This is a genomic window from Streptomyces sp. RLA012 (assembly GCF_056270325.1).
The window spans coordinates 218,017-235,144 of the sequence record NZ_JBWDPA010000002.1; the positions used below are offsets into that span (position 1 = coordinate 218,017).

At 70.6% G+C, this 17,128-nt stretch carries 14 protein-coding genes and 1 pseudogene; 11 read left to right on the forward strand and 4 right to left on the reverse strand.

Annotated features, from left to right (window positions below; genetic code table 11):
* Positions 1-761: 761 nt before the first annotated feature.
* Together RV986_RS01290 and RV986_RS01295 are read left to right on the forward strand one after the other, a co-directional pair.
* Positions 762-875, forward strand: coding sequence for a transposase (locus RV986_RS01290; RefSeq protein WP_475915602.1), 114 nt, complete (start codon positions 762-764; stop codon positions 873-875).
* 83 nt (positions 876-958) lie between these two features.
* Positions 959-1,258, forward strand: coding sequence for a transposase (locus tag RV986_RS01295; RefSeq protein ID WP_475915603.1), 300 nt, complete (start codon positions 959-961; stop codon positions 1,256-1,258).
* A 125-nt stretch (positions 1,259-1,383) separates the two neighbouring features.
* On the opposite strand, the gene RV986_RS01300 is transcribed toward RV986_RS01295, so the two are convergent.
* Positions 1,384-1,635, reverse strand: a complete 252-nt coding sequence (locus RV986_RS01300) for a hypothetical protein (RefSeq protein ID WP_475915604.1) — start codon at positions 1,633-1,635, stop codon at positions 1,384-1,386.
* Positions 1,636-1,847: 212 nt separating this feature from the next.
* Here RV986_RS01300 and RV986_RS01305 point away from each other — a divergent pair, with 212 nt between their 5' ends.
* The 3 genes from RV986_RS01305 to RV986_RS01315 all read left to right on the forward strand — a co-directional run bounded on the left by RV986_RS01305 (position 1,848) and on the right by RV986_RS01315 (position 5,784).
* The gene (locus RV986_RS01305; RefSeq protein ID WP_475915605.1) at positions 1,848-4,418 is read left to right on the forward strand and encodes an NACHT domain-containing protein; all 2,571 of its coding nucleotides are present in this window, start codon (positions 1,848-1,850) and stop codon (positions 4,416-4,418) included.
* 849 nt (positions 4,419-5,267) lie between these two features.
* Positions 5,268-5,540 carry a DUF6400 family protein gene (locus RV986_RS01310; protein ID WP_475915606.1) on the forward strand — a complete coding sequence of 91 codons (273 nt, stop codon included), beginning with the start codon at positions 5,268-5,270 and terminating at the stop codon, positions 5,538-5,540.
* On the forward strand, positions 5,527-5,784 hold the full coding sequence (locus RV986_RS01315) for a hypothetical protein (protein ID WP_475915607.1): 258 nt from the start codon (positions 5,527-5,529) through the stop codon (positions 5,782-5,784). The genes RV986_RS01310 and RV986_RS01315 overlap by 14 nt, the downstream gene beginning before the upstream one ends.
* A gap of 60 nt (positions 5,785-5,844) precedes the next feature.
* Here RV986_RS01315 and RV986_RS01320 read toward each other — a convergent pair.
* Both RV986_RS01320 and RV986_RS01325 read right to left on the reverse strand, forming a co-directional pair.
* Positions 5,845-5,985, reverse strand: a pseudogene (locus RV986_RS01320) (IS5/IS1182 family transposase); the annotation flags it as partial.
* 608 nt (positions 5,986-6,593) lie between these two features.
* Positions 6,594-8,597 (reverse strand): AfsR/SARP family transcriptional regulator, encoded by a 2,004-nt coding sequence (locus RV986_RS01325; RefSeq protein ID WP_475924148.1) that lies wholly within the window; start codon positions 8,595-8,597, stop codon positions 6,594-6,596.
* A 149-nt stretch (positions 8,598-8,746) separates the two neighbouring features.
* Here RV986_RS01325 and RV986_RS01330 point away from each other — a divergent pair, with 149 nt between their 5' ends.
* The 3 genes from RV986_RS01330 (at position 8,747) to RV986_RS01340 (ending at position 11,679) form a co-directional block, all read left to right on the forward strand.
* Complete coding sequence (locus tag RV986_RS01330) at positions 8,747-9,637, forward strand: alpha/beta fold hydrolase (protein ID WP_475915608.1); 891 nt, start codon at positions 8,747-8,749, stop codon at positions 9,635-9,637.
* 298 nt (positions 9,638-9,935) lie between these two features.
* Positions 9,936-10,319 carry a hypothetical protein gene (locus tag RV986_RS01335; RefSeq protein ID WP_475915609.1) on the forward strand — a complete coding sequence of 128 codons (384 nt, stop codon included), beginning with the start codon at positions 9,936-9,938 and terminating at the stop codon, positions 10,317-10,319.
* A gap of 787 nt (positions 10,320-11,106) precedes the next feature.
* On the forward strand, positions 11,107-11,679 hold the full coding sequence (locus RV986_RS01340; RefSeq protein ID WP_475915610.1) for a YxiG-like protein: 573 nt from the start codon (positions 11,107-11,109) through the stop codon (positions 11,677-11,679).
* Between the two features lie 156 nt (positions 11,680-11,835).
* Here RV986_RS01340 and RV986_RS01345 read toward each other — a convergent pair whose 3' ends face one another.
* Positions 11,836-13,287, reverse strand: a complete 1,452-nt coding sequence (locus RV986_RS01345; protein ID WP_475915611.1) for a PucR family transcriptional regulator — start codon at positions 13,285-13,287, stop codon at positions 11,836-11,838.
* Positions 13,288-13,389: 102 nt separating this feature from the next.
* Between RV986_RS01345 and RV986_RS01350 the strand changes: the two genes are divergently transcribed.
* The 3 genes from RV986_RS01350 to RV986_RS01360 all read left to right on the forward strand — a co-directional run bounded on the left by RV986_RS01350 (position 13,390) and on the right by RV986_RS01360 (position 16,856).
* Entirely contained in the window at positions 13,390-14,925 is a 1,536-nt protein-coding gene (locus RV986_RS01350; protein ID WP_475915612.1) for a purine-cytosine permease family protein, read from the forward strand.
* Positions 14,926-14,998: 73 nt separating this feature from the next.
* A complete protein-coding gene (locus RV986_RS01355) occupies positions 14,999-15,400 on the forward strand; it encodes a nuclear transport factor 2 family protein (RefSeq protein ID WP_475915613.1) in 402 nt (133 codons plus the stop codon).
* Positions 15,401-15,416: 16 nt separating this feature from the next.
* Positions 15,417-16,856, forward strand: a complete 1,440-nt coding sequence (locus RV986_RS01360; protein WP_475915614.1) for a gamma-aminobutyraldehyde dehydrogenase — start codon at positions 15,417-15,419, stop codon at positions 16,854-16,856.
* Positions 16,857-17,128 lie beyond the last annotated feature (272 nt).

Sequence of the window (17,128 nt, forward strand, 5' to 3'; positions counted from 1 at the left end):
CGCCGCACCGGGGCAGGACCCCTTGTCTTGTTGGAGAGCAAGCTCAATGGCACGTGCAACACCGGAGGGCAGCACAGGCTTGGCCTCACGTCCGAACCGGTTACTCGCATGTGGCTGGTTGGTGGCGACCACGAGCGTTGTCCCCGGGACATCAGCATGTTCGACCGCGAACGTGCGGGGCGTCCAGGACAGGGCCGGGAAATAGGTCGGCCGTCGGCGAAGCCGCCACCGGTACGCCGTGCCCTCGACGACGATGCGTCGTGATCCCGTGCGACCCGGTGCCAAGGCTCCCCCTTGATGCAGAGGATGCTAGCCGGCGAGGCGCCGCAACCCGCATCAATATCTGTCTCACCCAGCGCCGTTCACGAGCCCGCCGGCCACCCTCAAGACGGTTGATGCTGGTCCTCGCGCCTTGATACAGCTTGTGGGAACAAGACAGAACAGCGCCTGATCGAGCTCCTGGATGCATTGGGCCCAATACCCCTCCCCAGCACCCACTTGCCACTCGGTAGCCGTTGTCTTTCCGATCTTGAGAGATGCGCGTCGAACGGGAGTCTCGATCGCGTGGTCGCGGGGCGCTTGGCGCATACAGGTGAAGCCTGGCTCACCGATTCGGAAACGCCGCCGACAACGGGGTCCGGCGGCCGCGCTACCCGACGGACATGCCGGATGAGGAGTGGGCGGCCATCCGGCCGCTGCTGGCGGTGCCGGGCCGGCTGCGGGGTCGGGGCGGTCGGCCGTAGGCGTACTGCCATCGGGCGATGCTCGATGCGATCCGCTACCTGGTGGACAACGGCATCAAGTGGCGGGCGATGCCCGCGGACTTCCCGCCGTGGGACCGTGTCTGTGCGTTCTTCCGCCGCTGGCGTGACTGACCATGGCCCGGTCAGGGAGTTCCACGACCGGCTGCGCAGACAGGTCCGCGAGGCTGGGACGGGACACGGGGACGACGGCCGGGGTGGTCGACTCACAGTCGGTCAAGGCAGACGCCGTCGTCGGATCGGACAGCCGCGGCTTCGACGGCGGCAAGCTGATCAACGGACGCAAGCGGCACGTCGTGGTCGACACCCTCGGCCTGATGCTCGCGGTGGTGGTCCCGAGCGCGGACACCGGCGACCGCACCGCCGCCCACGTGCTGCTTGGACAGGTGGCCGACACGCATCACCGCCTCGCCCTCATCTGGGCCGACGGCGGCTACACCCGGAGCCTCGTCGAGTCGCCGCCGGCCAGTGGACGGACAGTGATCCGGACGTGCTGATGGTGGTCGACGCCGGTATGCCGCTCCGCGCCTGGCCCACCTGTCGGCCGGTCTGCCTGTCGAGATCCTGGGCCGGACGCGGTGAAACCGGATGATGCGCCGGCCGACACTGACCGGCGCCCTCGTCAACGCTGCCTCGGCCGCTCTCCACGGCCCGGCCGCCACGGAGCCGGCAGCGCGCCCCGGGAGGGGCCGCGCCTGGGCTCCGTCGCTTGCGCGAAGGCCGTGAACAACCGTACACGCTGCTCACCGCGGGTGGTGAGGAGAGCCGTGACCAGCCCCGCGAGCAGGGCGGCGTGCCGGGTGCAGGGACGTAGGGCCAGCAGGACCAGCACCGCAGTGGGTACGGACGGCAGGGCAGCCAAGGCGTTGAACACGGGCGCTCCCAGGGTCTGGCTCGAAACGGTTGGACGGTGCTCGGTGCGTGGTGTCCAGTACAGGTCTCCAGGAGCGCGAGGTGTGCCGCCGATTCCGCTGGGAGCCGTGAACAGGCAGGTCCGGGGGTCTAGGGTGGTTGTCCGGTCCGGTCCGGTCCGGATCCGGAGCTCACCGGGGCCCGGATGCCCGCCGGGCCTGGAGGAGGGGGACAGTGGGCGGCGGGCAGGACGATCCGCGCGCGTGGTTCGCCGAGCGGTTGCGGAAGTTGTGGGAGGCGGCCGGCCGACCTGATCTCAACGCCGTGGCGGCAGAGGCCGGGCTGCGATCACGTCAGGGTAGGGCCGCCGGAGGGCTGATCAGCGCCTGGAAGAACGGCGACCACGTACCGGACCGCTGGGAGCGCCTACAACCGGTGCTGGCCGCCCTGACGACCAGGGCGCGTCGCCGACGCGGGGCCGGGCACTCCCCTCGCCCGGATTCGCACCGCGGCGGCGAGCCGGACTGGGAGACGTGGAAGCAGTGGTGGAGCCGGGCTCGCACGTCCGCCCGTGACACCGCCCCCGCAGGATCCCCCGATGCGTCGCCGGAGCCAGGCCATGAAGGCCACAGGCTTTCCGACACGGTCCTGGCCCTCCTCCGACAGCAGTGCCTGGACGCGGAGTCGCTGCCCTACCTCCTCCAAGAGGGACGTCTGCCGAAGCTGTCGGACATCCATGTGCGCCAGTCGCTCGACGCCGTACCTGATGACGCCGACGAGCGGACTCCCGGCCGAGCGGACACCGCAGGCGAATCCGGCGGTACTGTGCCGCCCCAGCCTCCACGGCGCATCGAGGCCGTGCTCGCCGACAGCCCGTTCGAGCATCTGCTGGTGGTGGCCGGCCCCGGCGGCGGAAAATCCACTCTGACCCTGCGCCTGGCCGGATCGCTGGCCCGGACGTGGCTGGCACCGCATCCCCCGCCGCATACGCCCATCCCCCTCATGGTTACCGCGGCGAGCCTGCTCCACGACGCCGCGTCAGGTCCCGAGGCGCTGCTCGTCCGCACGGCACACGAACTCATGAGCACGGGAACGACCGCCCCCGTCACTCGGTCCGGCCCGGTCTGCTCGATCCCGGCACACACCGGGTGGCTGCTGCTGGTGGACGGCGTGGACGAGATCGCCGACACCACCGCGCGCCGCGCCCTGGTCGCGCGTCTCACCGCGCTGGCGACCCGCGACGAAGCTCCGGTGCGTTTCCTGGTCACCACCCGGTCCCTTCCCGGAGGAGAGACGGCCTCCCTGCGGCAGGCCGGATTCGGTCAGTACGCACTGGAGCCGTTCGGCGAGGGCGACGTCGAGGAGTTCGCCACCCGCTGGTTCGGTGACGACGCCTCCGGTCGCGGGCGGGCCGCGGCCTACGTGCGGCAGGCCGGCTGGCCCGGGATCCGTGAACTGGTCCGGGTTCCGCTTCTCGCCACCATCACAGCCGTGATCTTCGAGGCCACCCCGGACCGCCCTCTGCCGTCCAACCGCTACCACCTCTACGAGCAGTACCGGGCGTATCTCTCGGAGTCCAAGGAGCTCCGGTGCCTCGACCACTGGCAGTCCCTGCTGCGGGCCGCCGATCGTCACGCCGCCTCCGGACAGCGGAGCGGCCTTGAGAACGCACGCGCTCTCCGCAACGAGATGCTGTACGACTTGGCCGTCGAGCAAACGTCGGGTGATGGCGCCGACCTGCTCGGTGCGGCACTGCGCCGACTCGAACGCCGCCTCGGGCCACGGCCGACCACCAGCGTGCCCGGGTGGAGCGACAAGGTCGCCGCGGCCCTCTCCAGCACCGGCCTGATCACGGTCAGGGGCAGGACGGCGCGGTTCCTGCACGCGAGCTTCGCCGAACACCTCGCGGCGGAGTACCACGCGACCCGGCTCCCCGCGGACTTCGACCCCTGCGATGCCACCTGGACCTGGGTCGTCCAGCACGCCCGCGGCCAGGAGGTCCCCTACGGTGCCTTGCTCCACTTCCTCCACCACCGTCCCGCGGCCGGCGTTGACCTCCTCGACTGGCTGCAACGGGACGGAAATCCGCATCAGTGCCTGGCGGGGCGGCTGCTCGCCGACGGCGCCCCCGCGGACACCCGCCACTACGAAAGGTTCCTCACCACACGGCCGTCCCGGGGCACGGGCGCATGCGACCAGTGGTGGGACTGGGCCGCCCTGATGCACCATCCCGCCGTCGAACGGTTCCTGAACCGCACCGCGCGTGCCCCCGGCCCGGACCGGATGCGGGCGGCGAGCGCGCTGGCCACGCACCGGCCCGGTCAGGCCGCCACCGCTCTACGCGAGATTTTGACGGATCCCGGCGTCGAACGCTCTCTACGGGCGCGGGCGGTCATGCTGTTCGGCAGCCTCGGACCCGACTACGCCACCGAGTCCGGCCCCGCACTGCGCGAACTGATCACCGACCGCGTCATGGCCCACGAATACGAGCGCGCGGCATCCGCGCTGCAGCACTACGCCGGACTGGGACCGGATCACGCGGCCCAGGCAGCTCACGCCCTGCGTGAGGTCATGACCGACAGGCGGAGAGACGACCAAGTCCGCAGGTGGGCTTTCGGAGCCTACGCGGGGCTGGGGCGGGTCTATCGTGACGAGGCGATGGAGGCACTGCGCGAAATGATCGCAGGCCCGCGGGAGCGCATCGTCTCCCGGCCCGATGCCCGAAAGTATCTCGCCCTGCTGGAAAGGGAGCCCGAATCCGCTCGCTTTCTCTACTGCTACTTCGCCGACGACGACGGAAGCTGACCGCTCAGTTTGACGTTTAACCGAACGCTAAAGGAACGTCTTAGAACCGCCCTTTAGCGTACCTTTTAACGTCACAGGCCGGTTAGGGTGCGGTCCCAGGTCCTCTCGTCGGCCAGCTTCCCAGCGCGGAAGCGAGCCGGTCTTGGAGTGCCGGATCCTGCACTTCGATGGCGAGTCGATACGCAATGGGCCCGATCTGCCAACCGGCGTGATGGTCGAAATGCGGATAGGGTCCCGCAACGTTGTGTGCGAGCTTGCCGACCAGCTCAGCGAGGCGCAAGACCAGATATTCCGCGAGTCGGTCTTCGCTGCCCAGACTGCTTTGGCGGACGCGGTCGAACAATTCGCGGCCACGACTCCACTGCGTTTGGTCGCCGGCCATCTCCAGGGCTGCTTCGATCTCTGGTGCCCTCCGGCCCGGCCGTGCCGACACAAGCCGAACGGTGGCTCCTCGGACAGCAGCCAAAAAGGCCCGCCAGAGAAGCCGACGGGCCGTCGCGAAAGGTCGAGGCCAACGGCATCGGCCTGCCCGCCGATGTCGCCCTTGACGGCATCGACCCAGAGTTCGATCTTGTCGCGGACCTCGGCGCGCCTGCGCTCACGATGAAGGCAGGTGAAGGTAACGGACGGCGCGGCCCGCCTTGCCGCTTCGCGGCTCCGCCCCTGGCACCGTCGCCCTCCCCGTCACCGGGTGATGTGCCTGACGCTGGTAGCCGCGCGGGGGTCATCGCCGGATCACCGGATCGCCAGGACGGCTCTTCGGAGAGACGCCATGACCGCGCCGACCTGCTGTGACTTCGGCCACCTCCTCTTGTCGCGGCAACGAAGGCATACCTAAGTTTCTGTGTCATGGCCCCGCATAACCCCTCACCCCCCGACGAGCCGGACACCCCCGAGCTGGTCGACTTCGCCGTCGACCTCACCTCACAGGAGGTGCTCCGGCAAGCCCAGGTTCTGACCACCCTCGGCCCGGACTGGGACCCGATGGAGGTACTGCGCGGCGAGGAGGCCGCGTACGACCTCCTGTACTCCGGTCTCGACGAGAAGCAGCAACGTCTGTACGACGACCTGGTCGCGGCCGGCGTACTCCCCCGGCGCGGGGGCGGACATGCTGCCGCTTGATCCGCAGGCAGACCTCGGGCGCCGCGCCTGGGTGGCCTGTCCGAACTGCGACGACAGTCGCGGCTGCGCACCGTGCGAGCAACAACGCACCTGCTCGGACCACTGGCGCTATCTGCTCTCCAACACCGGCAGCCTGCTCCACCTGCAGTGCCCGTCCTGCACCCACGTCTGGGTGCACGAGAGCAACTTCGGCGCCACCCGCTCCCTGTGGAACCGCATCACCGGCGACCGCCGGCAAAGCTGACCGACGCGCTCGCAGTCGCGCTGCCGAACGCGCACCAGACCTTGCCGGACCCCGGCGTGGGAGCTTCCAGGGCCGGCCCCGGCCGGGCGCGTCGGAGCCCTCGCGGCGCAGCGCGGTTACCAACGTGCCGAAAGCGCGGGGGCTCAGCCCGCTGAACGGGGCTGTCCAGGAGGGTTCCGACGCCGTGATCCCATGAGCCACCCCCAAGATCATCGCACCGTAAGATCACTTGCGGAGGAGGGTCCGCAGGGCACATGGCAGACTCATCGTGCAGGATGCGCGCCGTCAGGACGCCGCGCACCCGCATTCGTCGCCTCTTCCCGCTTTCCGTCACTGCACGAGGAGTTGACCAACGAGGAAAGTGTCCGGTTGCCTGGTCCCGTACGCCCCGAGCCGGGGTGCTCCTCGACGGCTTCGCGTCTGAGCGGGGCTCGGCGTCGCTGACTCCCGTTCTTGCGCACACCGCCCATTCGCGCGGGCGTGCCACTCCACTGCCAGTCTCATGTCGAAGCGACGTCGCAACTCGCGTGCACAGCCCGGAAGGGCTGCGTTCTCGTTCCCGTCGGCCATGGCGGGTCCAGGACGGCTGGACAGTGCCCGCCGGTCGGCGTCGGTGAGTGCGTCGGCCCAGTTCGGACCGGTGAGGGGCCGCTGCCGTATCAGCCGCGTGTTGACGTGGACCGGGGCGGGCTGGAGGAGGTGGAGGGGGCGGGCATGGACACCTCCTGGGACTCCTTGTCCTGCACGGCCAGGTCGCCGTTCTTGTCGTCGACCGGGCGGTAGCCGGTTGCGGGCCTGCTGCGCGGCTGTCAGGCGCCGTCGGTCGGCCGTACCGGAGTACGCAGCGAGGTGACGATGTCGGCGAGGTAGTGCTTGACAGGGCCGAGGGTGACCAGGCCGCTGCCCGCGCCCGCGAGTTCGTCGGCGGCCGGCAGCAGGCGGGCATGGACCCGCTCCAGCACGTCGCGGTCACCGACTTCCAGTGCGACGGCGGCCTCCAGACAACAGCACACCTCGTACAGCAGGTCTCCTGGCGGCTCCGGCAGCGCACGCAGCGCCGCCCGCGCCTCCGCACGGCGACCGGCTGCCACCAAGGCGAACGGTTCGGCCCAGGAGCGGAAGGGGCCCCAGTCCGCTGCCAGGTCGATGTCGACCGACCCCGCACCGATCTGCGTTGCGTGCGTCAGTCGCAGACACAGCAGGGCGAGCGGCAGCAGGCCCTGCTGCAGGCCCGGCATGCCGGCGCCGTCCAGCCCCGCGGCCGCGGTCCGGTAGGCGGCCTCCGCCTGTGGCAGTTGGCCGGACGCGGCCAGCCGCAGTGCCGCGTACCACTGGGTGAAGACGCTCGCCAGCGGCAGTTCGTGGTGTTCCGCGAGGGCGTCCACGGCGGCGGCATGGCGGTCGGCCGCCGGGAAGTCGGCGAGCGCGCTGCGTGCCTGGAGCCGGATGAGGTGGCCGAGTACCTGGTAGGTCACCAGGTCGTGTCGTACGGCCAGTTCGACCAGTTCCGCGCCGATCTCGTCGCGTCGTGGGGCGAGGCCCGCCCGGCTGAAGGACTGCATGAACGCCCCGTTCAGAGCGAAGGCCAGCAGCGCGGGATCGTCGAGACGGCGGGCGATCTCCTCCGCTTCCCGGGCGGCCCGGAGGCCGCGTGGTGCTCGGGTGCCGCGCAGTTCCAGTGCGATCGTGGCCAGCAGTCGGCAGCGCGCCGCCTCGTGCGAGTCACTCGGCAGGGCGGTGAGGGCGTGCTCGGCGGCAGCGACAATCCGCTGGGCAAGTTCCGGGTCGTCGCTGCGGGTCCAGATCGCGGGAACGTCGTACGCGCCGATCACCCGGGCGGTCAGTTCCGGGTCGCCGAACTCCTCAGCCGCCGCGATGGCTTCCACGCGGTGCTGTCGGGCCGCTTCCAGGCCGCCGCCGCCCGTCACCGCGAGGTTCCGGATCAGGCTGACCGTCGTCTCCAGCCGAGCGCGGGCACCGGTGGCGACCGTACGGTCGTAGGCGGCTGCCGCCCGCGTCCACAGCCGGGCCGGCGTCGCCGTCGGCTCGGCCGGAAGGTCGAGGCCGGGCGCCTGGGTGAGGATGTCGGCCTGCAGGCGACGCAGCTGCGGACCGAGGTCCACGCCCAGTTGGTCGGTCAGCACCGCCCGGGCCCTGCGCAGCACCTCCAGGGCATCCCCCTGACGGCCCTGCCGGTACAGCGCCAGCGCCAGCAGCCGCCACGCGTCCTCGCGCCAGGGGTGCTCGACAAGGTGTACGTCCAGGTCGGGTACCACCTCGTCGGCCCGGCCGAGGGCCAGTTGCGCCCCGGCCCGCCGCTCCACCGCCTGCAGCCGCAGCTCGGCGAGTCGGGAACGCTCACCGCGGACCCAGTCCTCCTGCGCGAACTCGGCGTAGGCGGGGCCTCGCCACAGCCCCAGTGCTTCCTCCAGCCGCGGCAGCGCGTCCGCGGCCGACAGCTTCGCGGCGGTGCCGAGGGCCGCTTCGAAGCGCCAGGCGTCCACGGCGTCCGGTTCCGGGCGCAGCGCGTACCCGGGTCCTTCGGTGACCAGCAGGCGGGCGGGGGCCCGGGGCGGCCGGTCCGGTTCCAGGACGCGGCGCAGCGCGGCGACAAAGGTCTGCACGGCGCCCACGGCGCCGGGCGGGGGATCCGTCCACAGGTCCTCGACCAGGTGGGCGACTGGAACGACACGCCGACGGGCCACGATCAGCCGCGCCAGCACGGCACGATGCCGCGGCCCCTTCAACGCGAGCGCGCCGCCACTGCCCGCGGCGACCACCGGTCCGAGCACACCGAACGCGACCCGCTCCATTCCCACCTCTCCGGACGTCCTTCCGCTCCTGCCTCTCCGGACATCTGCCGCCACGGTACGCGCTGATCAGCTGCTGATTCGCGCCGGGCAGGCTCGTGGTGTCCGTCGCTCTCCCCCTACCGACTCTCCCCCTACCGAAAGGCCGACTCATGGCACCGAACATTCCCGGCTTCGACTACCAGCGCGTGCGGGTCGCCGACGAGGTCGCGCTCAACGTCGCCGTCGCAGGCTCCGGCAGCCCCATCGTGCTGCTGCACGGTTTCCCGCAGACCCATCTGATGTGGCGGCATGTGGCGGTCGACCTCGCGGCCGATCACACGGTCATCTGCCCCGACCTGCGAGGTTACGGCGCCAGCGACAAGCCCTCCGACACCGCCGGCTCGGATCGGACCGTCTACTCCAAGCGCACCATGGCCGCCGACATCGTCTCGCTCGCCCGCGCGCTGGGTCACGAACGTTTCGCTCTGGCGGGGCACGACCGGGGTGCCCTGGTCGCCATCCGCGCGGGCCTCGACCACCCCGAAGCGATCACCCACCTCGCCTCGCTCGATGTACTGCCCACGCTGGACATGTGGGACGTGATGCACGGCAGGAGCGCGGCCGTCGGCTTCCACCTCTATCTGATGGCCCAGCCACCCGGCCTGCCCGAGCAGATGATCCACGCCACCGCGGACGCCTTCTTCGGCCACTTCCTCGACATCTGGACGCAGAACCCGCAGGCGATCCCGGCCGAGATCCGCGCTGCCTACCTGTCGGCCTCCCGCGCCGCGGTCCCCTCCATCGTCGCCGACTACCGCGCCTCCGCCGGCATCGACGTCGAGCACGACCAGGCCGACCGCGGTGCCGGGAACCAGCTGCGGATGCCGGTGACCGTTCTCCAGCAGGACTGGGGCGCGGCCCTCGGCTTCGACGCCGCCGCGCTGTGGAACGCCTGGGCACCCGACCTGCGGCACAGCACCGTTTCCTGCGGCCACTTCATGGCCGAGGAGGCCCCCTCCGACGTCGTCAAGGCCGTCCGGGACCTCCTCGACCGCTGCTGAGTGCGCTTTCGCCCGCCCCAGGTGCACATCAAATCGTCGAAGTCGATGTTCGTCGTGTTTCCCGGCTGCTCGGTAGTAGTCCGTAGTAACTCGGGCCCATCGGATCGCGGGTGCGTCATGTGCCCCTCGTACGACTGCTCTCGGACGATCCCGGTCCGGTGCGGAGCCGACAGGCCTGCCCCGGCAAGCAAGGGCTTCAAGTGTCCGGAGGATTCGTTCGAGGGTCCGGGCCGTTGCCGGTGCTCTACGCTCGAACCACACCGTACGCCGCTGAGGAATCCGACATCGGAGGGCGCCCGTGGATCCGATTGCACCTGAGCTGCTCATGGCCCTCGCGGGCGGTACCGCGGGGGCGGCGGGGCAGCAGATCTGGGCGTCGCTGCGTGACCTGGTCACTCGTCGGTCGTCGGGTGGACAAGCGTGCGGGGAGGGTGAGTTGGCGGCCCTTGCGCAGACGGCGGACAGCGACGAGCGCGCCCGGGAACTTGCCGAGGCGCTGGCGCTGCGTGCCCGCCAGGACCCCGCCTTCGCCACGGCACTCCATGCCTGGCGCATGCGGGCTGAGGAACCGGCCCCCGCATCGACGGGCTCGGGCGACGTGCACAACGAAGCCGGCGGGACGGTCCACGGCAATCTCGTCCAGGCGCGGGACATCCACGGGTCGATTCACTTCGGGAACTGAGAACTGTCCGGCCGATCATGCCGCAGACGCGGGGAGTGGCACGCACTCCCCCAGAAGGGACCCCAGCGGCGTTGTCGTCGGTCACCGACTCCCTTCTCCGCCTTGCAGCTGCACGCATCACACCCACCGGAACGGCGAGATGGTGACGCGGCCGGAACGGTTCACCTGCGTCGGTGAGTTGGTCCCGGCGGAAGAGGTCACCCGGTACGGGATGGCGACCGGAGGTCGCTGGGTTCACGGCGACCTGCTCTCCGGCGCCCGCAGGGCCCCGGTGTACGCGGGCTTCTACTGGTCCCAGGAGGGTGACGAGCCGGAGGTGGCCCGGGTCGGCATGGTCGTCCTGCCGCTGGCGGATCCCGCCCGGATCGTCGCGGCCGAGTGGGACGACGGGTACGGCGGCTACGAACCGGCGCCGGTGGACGGATACGCCGTCCTGTGCGGCGAGCCGTTCGATCCGGTGCACATCAGCGGCCGCGACGCCGAGGCCGATCGATCTCCGCGAGGCCAAGCGGATCATCGCGGCCGGCGACGGTCAGGGCCGCCGAGCCAACTACGCCGAGACGGTCACCGATCCGGACCGCGGTGGCAACGCCCTGTTCTTCCCGGTCGAGACAGAGGAACGAGACGGCTACGAGGCACTCAAGGAGGACGGAACGATCGTCTGCCTCGCCTTCGTCGCCTACGACTTCGACCAGGACTTGTCCGGACGGTCTCTATGGGCCTCAGCGTCCGGCACTGGCGCGTATCTCGCTGTCGGAGGGCCGATCACGTGGGGTAGAACGACGGCATGGACGTCGCAGTACTCGAACAGATGCTGAACGAGACCTTCGATCACGCCGTCGTGCACCACGGATACAGCAGCTACATGCGCGACTACGAGGTCATCGTCCACGTGAGTGCGGATCCCCGTACCGACGTCGAGCCGGCCTACCTGCGGTATCTCTTCAAGTACTGCGTCGAGGCCCGGTGCGAGTCGTCGGTGCCGCCCGACACCTGGAGTGTCTCCTTGGACGACCGCCTCATCGACCATGAGACCGGTGTCGACCTCGATGGATACGTCTGGGGTGTGAAGTGGCACTGCCTGTATCCAGGCGCGAGAATTCTCCCCGAGCCGCCGACCGATGAGATCCCACCCGCCGTGGTGGCCGCGGCCGACATCTTCGACACATGGGAGAACCTGTTGGCCGCCTCGCTCCGGGAGCACGGCGTGGAAGCCGAGCAGGCCGCGCAGCTCGCCACGCTCGTCGTCGCGGCCGTGGAGGGCACCGTGGCCATGTGCCGCGCCAAGCGCAGCACCCAGCCCCTCGACCACACCACCGAACAGCTCCGGGCACTCGTCATCAGCACGCTCAAGGCATGAGCAGGCCCCCGGCCGCCCATGGCGTCACCTCACGACGGCACATGACGGGGAACGGCGCCCGGACCCCGCGAGCCGCGATCGCGAAGGGTGTGACCCCACCGGGTGACCTCCCCTGCGCGCCCCCGCCTCCCCTCTCCCTGCCTGTCACGAACCCGCTCAGTCGGTGAGGCCCAGTGCCCCCGCTGCCTGAATCGCCAGCCAGACCTCGGCCAGGGCCCCTGTCGAGGTCAGATCTCGGTGGGTGAGAGTGCCGAAGCGGCGCAGCCGGTAGGCGAGGGTGTTCGGGTGGATGTGGAGCGCCGCCGCAGCCGTCTCGGTACGGCGGTCGCGCTCCATCCAGGTGCGGGCGGAGACCAGCAGCTGCGAGTCATGGGCCTCGTCGTAGCGCAGGACCTCGCCGAGCACGTGCTCGACCAGTGCGATCAGGACCGCGGGGTCCTCGGGCAGCCACCGGCCGGTCGCGTCGTCGCCGTACCGGACGACGGGGCGGCCCGACTCCACGGCCTTGGAGACCGCCCAGAGCGCCTCGCGCTGGGCGACCTTCAGCGCGGCGCCCGGCACGAAGGGGCGGCTGATCCCGGCTGCCACGTCCGGCAGCTCGCCGACGGCCGCCGCCAGCTCCGGCGCTCCCAGGACGTAGCGGTCCTCGCCCCGGGTGAGCAGCAGATGTGGATGGTCCTCCAGGCAGCGCAGCAGCGCCTCGTCGGTGGTGTGGCGCACCACGAGGAGCACGGTGTCGCCCTCGATCGCGTGCCGGGCGAGCCGGCGGCGCGCCGCCTCCGGGTCGAGCACCTCCTGCAGCAGCTCGGCCAGCGTCTCCGCGCCCTCGCGGCGCAGCGTCTCGCGCTCGTTGCGCACCATCGCCAGCCGTAGCGCCGCCACGGTGGCGATGTGCTGGACGACGGCGAGTCCCGCGGGCTGGGCGCCCTGACGCTCGTACGCGACGAGAAAGCCCGCCGGGCCGCCGGGCGCGGGCACCGGGAGGACGAATCCGCCGGGGATCGTGGGCGGTGCGTCGACGGAGGCGGGCAGGACAGCGGGATCCGGCGCGGGAACTCCGGGCAGGAGCGGGCGGCCCTGCGGCGTGCAGAGGTACACGTGGTAACCGGACAGGTCTTCGAGACGGCGCAGCAGGGTCGGCGTGTCGAGGTCCTCGGCGACCAGCCAGCGCAGCGCGCCGAAGACCTGGAGCTGCGCGCCCAGCCGGTGCCGGGCGTCCTCCTGGACCGCGGCGGCGACCTCCTGGGAGACGGCGATGAAGGGGACGGCGAGCGGCACTTCCAGAATCGGGAAGCCCCGCTCTTCCGCCGCCCGGAAGAAGGCGTCGTGCAGTGGAGGCATGTGCAGCTGCGCGGAGAGGGCGAGGGCGGACACCCCGGCGTCGTCCAGCCGTTCCAGATAGGCGCGCTGTGCGGCCGCGGCACGGGGGATCGCCAGCCCCGTCGTCATGATCACCTCGGCTCCCAGGAGCCAGGGCGTCGGATCGGCTAGCTCGCTGGCGTGCGCCCAGGACACGGACCGGCCCAGGCCGCCGCTGCCGGCCTTCACGGAGAGCTGGAGTGCGGGGAAGGAGAGCAGGTCCCCGACGGTGAGTTTGTCGCTGGCCACAGAAGAAAGGATACGGCTCTGTGGTGGACACAATTGTCGCTGGTCATCCGGGGCCACACACTGTGATTCCGTCCCCGCGTATGAACGGAAGGTGGAGCGCCCGTGACGAGCTCGATCACTGAAATCGAGACCTATGGTGTCGAGCGGATCCCGGACGAGGACCGCACGGCCCGCCCGATCGACCTCTTCCGGCTCGCCTTCGGTGGTTCGAACACCTTCGCGACCTGTGTGCTGGGTGCCTTCCCGATCCTTTTCGGCCTCTCCTTCTGGCAGGGTCTCGCGGCGACCGTCCTCGGTCTTGTCGCGGGTGCGCTGCTGCTGGCCCCCATGGCCCTGTTCGGCCCGACCAACGGCACGAACAACGCGGTCTCCTCCTCCGCGCACCTGGGCGTGCACGGCCGGGTCGTCGGCTCGTTCCTCTCCCTGCTCACCGCCATCGCGTTCTTCTCGATCTCGGTGTGGTCCTCGGGGGACGCGCTCGTCGGCGGCGCGCACCGGCTCGTCCACGTCCCCGAGTCGGACGCCAGCTACAGCATCGCGTACGCGATCTTCGCCGGGCTCGTCCTGGTCGTCTGCATCTACGGTTTCCGGTTCATGCTGCTGGTCAACAGGATCGCGGTGCTGGCGGCGTCGGCCCTCTTCGTGCTCGGTGCCTTCGCCTTCGCGGGCGACTTCGACCCCGGTTACCCGGGAACCTTCGCCTCCACCGCCGACCCGCTGTTCTGGCCGTCGTTCATCGGCGCCGCGCTGATCGTGCTCTCCAACCCGGTCTCCTTCGGCGCGTTCCTCGGCGACTGGTCCCGCTACATCCCGGCCGGGGCCTCGCGCCGCCGGGTGATGGGGGCCGCGTTCCTCTCCCAGATCGCCACCCTGCTGCCGTTCCTCTTCGGTCTGACCACCGCGTCGATCATCGCGTCGAAGGCCGCGAAGTACGTCGACCCGGCCGCCCCCAACTACGTGGGCGGACTGCTCGCGATCTCACCCGGCTGGTACTTCCTGCCGCTCTGCCTGATCGCCCTGATCGGCGGCCTCTCCACCGGCACGACGTCCCTGTACGGCACGGGGCTCGACTTCTCCAGCGTCTTCACGCGCTTCAGCCGCGTCCAGGCCACCTTCTTCATCGGCGCCCTGTCCATCGCGTTCATCTTCGTCGGCCGGTTCGCGCTCAACCTCGCGCAGTCCATCTCCACCTTCGCCACGCTGATCATCACCTGCACCGCACCGTGGATGATCGTCATGACGCTCGGCTATGTCACCCGGCGCGGCTGGTACGACGCGGAGGCGCTGCAGGTCTTCAACCGCCGGCAGCGCGGCGGCCGCTACTGGTTCACACACGGCTGGAACTGGCGCGGCATGTCCACCTGGCTCGTCTCCGCCGTCGTGGCGCTCCTCTTCACCAACCTGCCCGGCCAGTTCGTCGGCCCGCTCGGCGACCTCGCGGGCGGCACGGACATCTCGCTGCCGGTCGGACTCGCCCTCGCGGTCGTGCTCTACCTCGCCCTGCTCACTCTGTTCCCCGAGCCGCGCGCCGTGTACGGACCGGCCGGACCCCGCTTCGTCCGGGCGTCGGATGCCCCGGTGCCGCCGATCACCGGCGATACCGAGGAGATCGCCCCCGAACCCGCTGCGGCCCACTGAGGCCTCACTCCCCCGTAACCGAACGCCCGCCGTTCCGGCCCCGCCGCCGAACGCCCGTGACCAGGAGCCGTGCATGAGCACCACCACCGTCCAGGAAGTCCGGACCGCCGCGGACGCGCTCGTCGCCGCCTTCGCCGAGGGCCGCCTCGACGACTACTTCGGCGCCTTCGCCCCGGACGCGACCTTCATCTTCCACACCACCCCGCAGCGGCTCGGCTCCACGGCCGAGTACCGGGCGCTCTGGCAGCAATGGGTGGAGCAGGACGGCTTCCGCATCCTCGGCTGCACCTCGTCCGCACAGCTGATCCAGCACTTCGGCGACACGGCCGTCTTCAGCCATGACGTCGAGACCCGGGTCGCCACCCACGCGGGCGAGGAGACCCTCCGCGAACGGGAGACCATCGTCTTCGCCCGCGCCGACGACGGCGCCTGGACCGCCGTCCACGAGCACCTGTCCGCCCGCACCGCCGCCTGACCAGGAGACACGTTCCATGAGCAGCACCTTCCGCAACTACATCGACGGTGCGTTCGCGGACGCCTCGGACGGCCGTACGCTCGACGTGGAGGACCCCACCACCGGTGACGTCTACGCGACCTCCCCGCTCTCGGGGGCGGCGGACGTCGACGCGGCGATGGCGGCCGCGGCCGCGGCGTTCCCCGTCTGGCGCGACACCACACCGTCCGTACGGCAGCGCGCGCTGCTGAAGATCGCCGACGCGATGGAGGCACGGGCCGACGAACTGGTCGCCACGGAGAGCCGGGACACCGGCAAGCCGCTCCACCTCACCCGCAGCGAGGAACTTGCCCCCGCCATCGACCAGGTCCGCTTCTTCGCGGGCGCGGCGCGCATGCTGGAGGGCCGCTCGGCCGGCGAGTACATGGACGGGATGACCTCCATCATCCGCCGCGAGCCGGTCGGCGTGTGCGCCCAGGTCGCGCCGTGGAACTACCCCCTGCTGATGGCGGTGTGGAAGTTCGCCCCGGCGCTCGCGGCGGGCAACGCGGTGGTCCTCAAGCCCTCGGACACCACCCCGGCCTCCACGGTGCTGCTCGCCGAGATCATCGGCGGTGTCCTGGAGGAGCTGGCGCTGCCCCGCGGAATCTTCAACGTGGTCTGCGGCGACCGTGAGACCGGCCGTCTGATGGTGGAGCACCCGACCCCGGCGATGGCCTCCATCACCGGTTCGGTACGTGCCGGCATCCAGGTCGCCCAGAGCGCGGCCCAGAACGTCAAGCGGGTCCACCTGGAGCTCGGCGGCAAGGCCCCGGCCGTGATCTTCGAGGACGCCGACCTGGCGAAGGCGGTCGAGGACCTGGTGGTCGGCGGCTTCTTCAACGCCGGTCAGGACTGCACGGCCGCGACCCGCGTCCTGGTCCACGAGTCGGTCCACGACGAGTTCGTCGCCGCCCTCGCCAAGGCCGCGGCCGACATCAGGACCGGGCAGCCGGACGACGAGGACGTACTGTACGGGCCGCTCAACAACGCGGGCCAGCTCGCCCAGGTCAGCGGCTTCGTCGAGCGCCTCCCCGAGCACGCCAGGATCGAGGCGGGCGGCCACCGGGTCGGCGACAAGGGCTACTTCTACGCCCCGACCGTCGTCTCCGGCCTCAAGCAGGACGACGAGATCGTCCAGAACGAGGTCTTCGGTCCGGTCATGACCGTCCAGTCGTTCACGGACGAGGCCCAGGCCGTGCGCTACGCCAACGGCGTCGACTACGCACTCGCCTCATCGGTGTGGACCAGGGACCACGCACGGGCGATGCGGATGTCGAAGAACCTCGACTTCGGCTGTGTGTGGATCAACACCCACATGGCGCTGGTCGCCGAGATGCCGCACGGCGGGTTCAAGAAGTCCGGCTACGGCAAGGACCTCTCCGCGTACGGCTTCGAGGACTACACCCGGATCAAGCACGTCATGACGTCGCTCTAATGTCGCTCTGAGGTCGCTCTGACGCAGCTCTGACGTCGGGAGCCCGTCGCCCGTCCTGCCCCGCACGGGGCGGGACGGGCGACGGGTTCCGCAACGGCGTCCGGTGCACCGCCCCGCACTCCCCCGCGCCTCGCGCCCGCCCCCCGCTGCGCCGGTCCGGTGCGCCCCTCCGCGATCTCCTGTGAAACAGTGGCACAACCGGCCTGCCCTGGCCCGGTCCTGCCCTCGCCCTGGATGATTGTGCTGCCCACGCCAGGCACGGTCAGGCAGCC

Coding starts and splice junctions, on each gene's coding strand:
- RV986_RS01360 (WP_475915614.1), top strand. CDS start 15,417: ATGAGCAGCACCTTCCGCAACTACATCGACGGTGCGTTCGCGGACGCC.
- RV986_RS01330 (WP_475915608.1), top strand. CDS start 8,747: ATGGCACCGAACATTCCCGGCTTCGACTACCAGCGCGTGCGGGTCGCC.
- RV986_RS01310 (WP_475915606.1), top strand. CDS start 5,268: ATGGCCCCGCATAACCCCTCACCCCCCGACGAGCCGGACACCCCCGAG.
- RV986_RS01290 (WP_475915602.1), top strand. CDS start 762: ATGCTCGATGCGATCCGCTACCTGGTGGACAACGGCATCAAGTGGCGG.
- RV986_RS01325 (WP_475924148.1), bottom strand. CDS start 8,597: ATGGAGCGGGTCGCGTTCGGTGTGCTCGGACCGGTGGTCGCCGCGGGC.
- RV986_RS01340 (WP_475915610.1), top strand. CDS start 11,107: ATGGACGTCGCAGTACTCGAACAGATGCTGAACGAGACCTTCGATCAC.
- RV986_RS01355 (WP_475915613.1), top strand. CDS start 14,999: ATGAGCACCACCACCGTCCAGGAAGTCCGGACCGCCGCGGACGCGCTC.
- RV986_RS01315 (WP_475915607.1), top strand. CDS start 5,527: ATGCTGCCGCTTGATCCGCAGGCAGACCTCGGGCGCCGCGCCTGGGTG.